Annotated in this window: 3 protein-coding genes; all 3 read right to left on the reverse strand. The window is 37.1% G+C overall.

Annotated features, from left to right (window positions below; all coding sequences use genetic code 11):
- Positions 1-11 precede the first annotated feature (11 nt).
- Positions 12-413 carry a tetratricopeptide repeat protein gene (locus tag E0I26_RS16300; RefSeq protein ID WP_131917503.1) on the reverse strand — a complete coding sequence of 134 codons (402 nt, stop codon included), beginning with the start codon at positions 411-413 and terminating at the stop codon, positions 12-14.
- Positions 414-423: 10 nt separating this feature from the next.
- A complete protein-coding gene (locus tag E0I26_RS16305) occupies positions 424-1,332 on the reverse strand; it encodes a PorP/SprF family type IX secretion system membrane protein (protein ID WP_131917504.1) in 909 nt (302 codons plus the stop codon).
- Positions 1,333-1,392: 60 nt separating this feature from the next.
- Positions 1,393-3,392 (reverse strand): DUF7507 domain-containing protein (locus tag E0I26_RS16310; RefSeq protein WP_205728809.1); only part of this gene is annotated, 2,000 nt, incomplete at its 5' end.

The following is a 3,392-nucleotide window of genomic DNA, read 5'->3' on the forward strand; positions in this document are numbered from 1 at the left end:
CGGTTGTAATTTTATCGCAGGTTTCGATTTTTTTTCTCTAATATAGCCTCCGATTTTTGTTTTAATTTTTCTAGTATTTCATTGGCTCTGTCATTTTGACCAATAAATGTCAAACACTTAGCATATTGATAATAATATTCAGGTTCTAAATCAATGCTTATGGCAAATAATTCACAATACCATTTAGCAGCTTTGTCAAAATCTGCTTTGAAATAATAGGAATCCCCGATTTTTTTAAAAATATCTATTGATTTATATCCTTTTGCAGCAATCCTTTCATAGGTTTTTATGACATCTACATAAGCATATTTATCACTTACTTTATCGGTTACATAAAATTTTGAATTTTGAGCATTCCCTTTAAAAGAAAACACACTTACTATTGTTATACAAAGAAATATGCAGTTTTTCATAATACTTGTTTTAGAAGAATCTTGGGGTTGTGATTTTGTTTTTGTTACTGAATAATTCATATCGTAGGAAAATTTCATGCGAACCGGAATTATAGTTGTCTAAATTAGTTGTTTCAAGATCATATCCGTATCCTATATACAAACCTTCCGTAGCCTGAAAACCGACCATTGCACTCATCGCAGCACTCCATCTATACGCAATTCCGACCACAAACTTCTCGTTGAACATGAAATTTCCGGATATATCTACCTGAAGCGGAGCACCTTCAATCATTTTGGTGAGTAGGGCGGGTTTGAATTTTGCAAAATTACTTAAATCAAATACATAACCGGCAATTAAGTAGTAATTAATTTTTTCTTTAAAAATAGCCACTTCATTATCATCATAACGGTTGGTTTCTATAAAATTAGGAACAGAAAAACCGACATAGGCTTTGTCAGAATGATAATAAATACCCGCACCGATATTTGGAGTAAACTTATTGTTGAAATCATGCAAACTAGGATCGTCATCAACAGGGTTTAATCGGTTGACATTCAAATCGAAAAGATTCGCAGTGGCTTTAACTCCAAATGAAAGTTTAAAAGTCTCAGAAGTAAGAACAGTATAGGATAAATCAGCTGAAATCGTATTTTCAGTCGTAGGCCCAATTCTATCATTTATAACCGATACCCCCAATCCTAAATTACTTCCGTTGAGTGGAGTATTCATAGAAACTGCGTTAGTCACAGGAGCTCCATCGAGTCCTACCCATTGGGTACGATGTAAAGCAAATATACTCAAAGCTCCTCTCGATCCTGCATAAGCGGGATTGACATTGATTGTGTTGTACATGTATTGTGAAAATTGTGCGTCTTGTTGCGCATAACTTACAACTCCAGTAAACAGCAAAGCGAATAATAGTATTCTTGTCTTCATTTGGTTTATTGTTTTAAACCTGAGGGTTGTTAGCCCTCAGGAGTTAGATTTGAGTTAAATTTATCTGGTAAGGTATAAATACCCGGATTTTTTATTGGTCTGAGTATTGCCTCCAACAACAGAAGTATAATTCAAGATATAAAAGTAGGTTCCAGTTGGTAAACCAGAGGACTGACTAATGGTTGTTCTTCCTTCAGAAATACCTCTAAAAACTTTAGTTACATTATCATAGCCTCTAGTTTCAAAAACCAATACGCCCCAACGGTTATAGATTTCAACTGTATTGCCAATATAACAGGTGTCCTCAATGTTTTCTATTGTGAATACTTCATTAATTCCATCACCGTTTGGAGAGAAAGCATTATGGACAATTATGTCTCGACATGCCTCGACAAAACAGCTATTATCAACACTCATTAATAACCTTATACTTCTGGAATTGGTTCCTTCCCCAATTTTATATTCAAAAACATAAGGATTATTTTCGGGAGTAATAGCAAGACCAAAAGGAGAGACTATACTGCCTACTAAGTGACCAGTGCCACTTATATCTGTCCAAGTTCCATTTGTAGGGGTATTGGCTGGTAAATAATCATTTAAGTTACGAGTTTCCGTGCTTGAAGTACAAGCAGCAGAAGGTATTCTTATTATATTATTTAACGGAGTAACAGTAGGAGTGTCGTTATCGACCGTTGTACCCGAAGTATCCGTTACATTATTTCCTTTCGGATCCTTACCAATTGCTAAAGCCGAGTTGGTCACTTTTCCTGTATTGATATCACCTTGAGTAATGGTATAAACTCCGGTCACAGAACTAGTAGCACCAGGCGCTAGAGAAGCAATAGGATTACCAGTCATAATCAAATCTTTCAATGTCATTGATAGATCTGTGATATCGACATTGGTTACCGTCACATTACCTCTATTGGTCACTGCAAAAGTATAATTGATTTTTTCACCCACCTGGGCGAAACCATCATTGTTGGTGTCGCTAAAAACACCGGTTTTCACTAAAGCGATTCCTGATTCGGTAATTTCAAAAGAAGGGTTTGAAGTACATCCGTTGTTGTCAGTAATTGTAACACTATAAGTTCCTTTAATTAAATTTACAATATCCTCTGTTGTAGCTCCATTAGACCATGAATAGCTGTAAGGGGTTGAACCACCAGAAACGGTAAGGTTTATAGCCCCATTATTGCAACCTACACAGTTATTGTTATTCATGGTTGTGGCAATAGCACTTAAAACAGCACTTGGTTGGCCAATTGTTACGTTACAAGTAGTTTTGTAGCCTAGTTTATCGGTAACAGTAACGGAATGATTACCTGCGTTTAAAGCTATTGCTTGTGCTGTAGTTTTCCCATTATCCCATAAGTAAGTATACTCTCCATTACCGCCAATGGCTGTAACAGTAGCTACACCATTACTATCTCCGAAACATTTGGCGGGGGAATCTTGAGTTATGCTACAGGATAAAACATTAGGTTCAGAGATTCTAATCTCGCAAGTTGTTTTACATCCTTTAGAATCTGTAACTGTAACAGAGTGTAATCCAGCATTAAGTGCCACGGCTTTTACTGTAGTCTCACCATTATCCCATAAGTAAGAGTAACCTCCATTTCCCCCAAGAGGAGTGACAGTGGCTTCTCCATCGCTTAAACTATTAGCAGAAACGGATTTGTTTTGTGTAATTGAACACGTTAATACGCTTTGAGGTTCAGTGATGGTTATTTGTTCGGTATCGGTACAACCTTTAGAATCGGTCACTGTTACGGTATAAGTTCCAGCAGTTAATCCAGATGCCATTGCTGTACTTTGTACAGGATTTGTGTTCCAACTGTAAGTGTATTCGGCAGTACCGCCAGTCGCGGAGGCCGTTGCAGATCCAGTAATATCCCCTTTGCAATTTACATTTTGCACGGAACCAATAGCGGCAAGAAGCGCACTTTGAGGTTCAGTGATGGTCACTTGTTCGGTATCGGTACAACCTTTAGAATCGGTTACTGTTACGGTATAAGTCCCAGCAGTTAATCCAGATGCAATTGCTGTATTTTGAACAG

The sequence above is a fragment of the Flavobacterium rhamnosiphilum genome, from assembly GCF_004349195.1.
Classification (GTDB): domain Bacteria; phylum Bacteroidota; class Bacteroidia; order Flavobacteriales; family Flavobacteriaceae; genus Flavobacterium; species Flavobacterium rhamnosiphilum.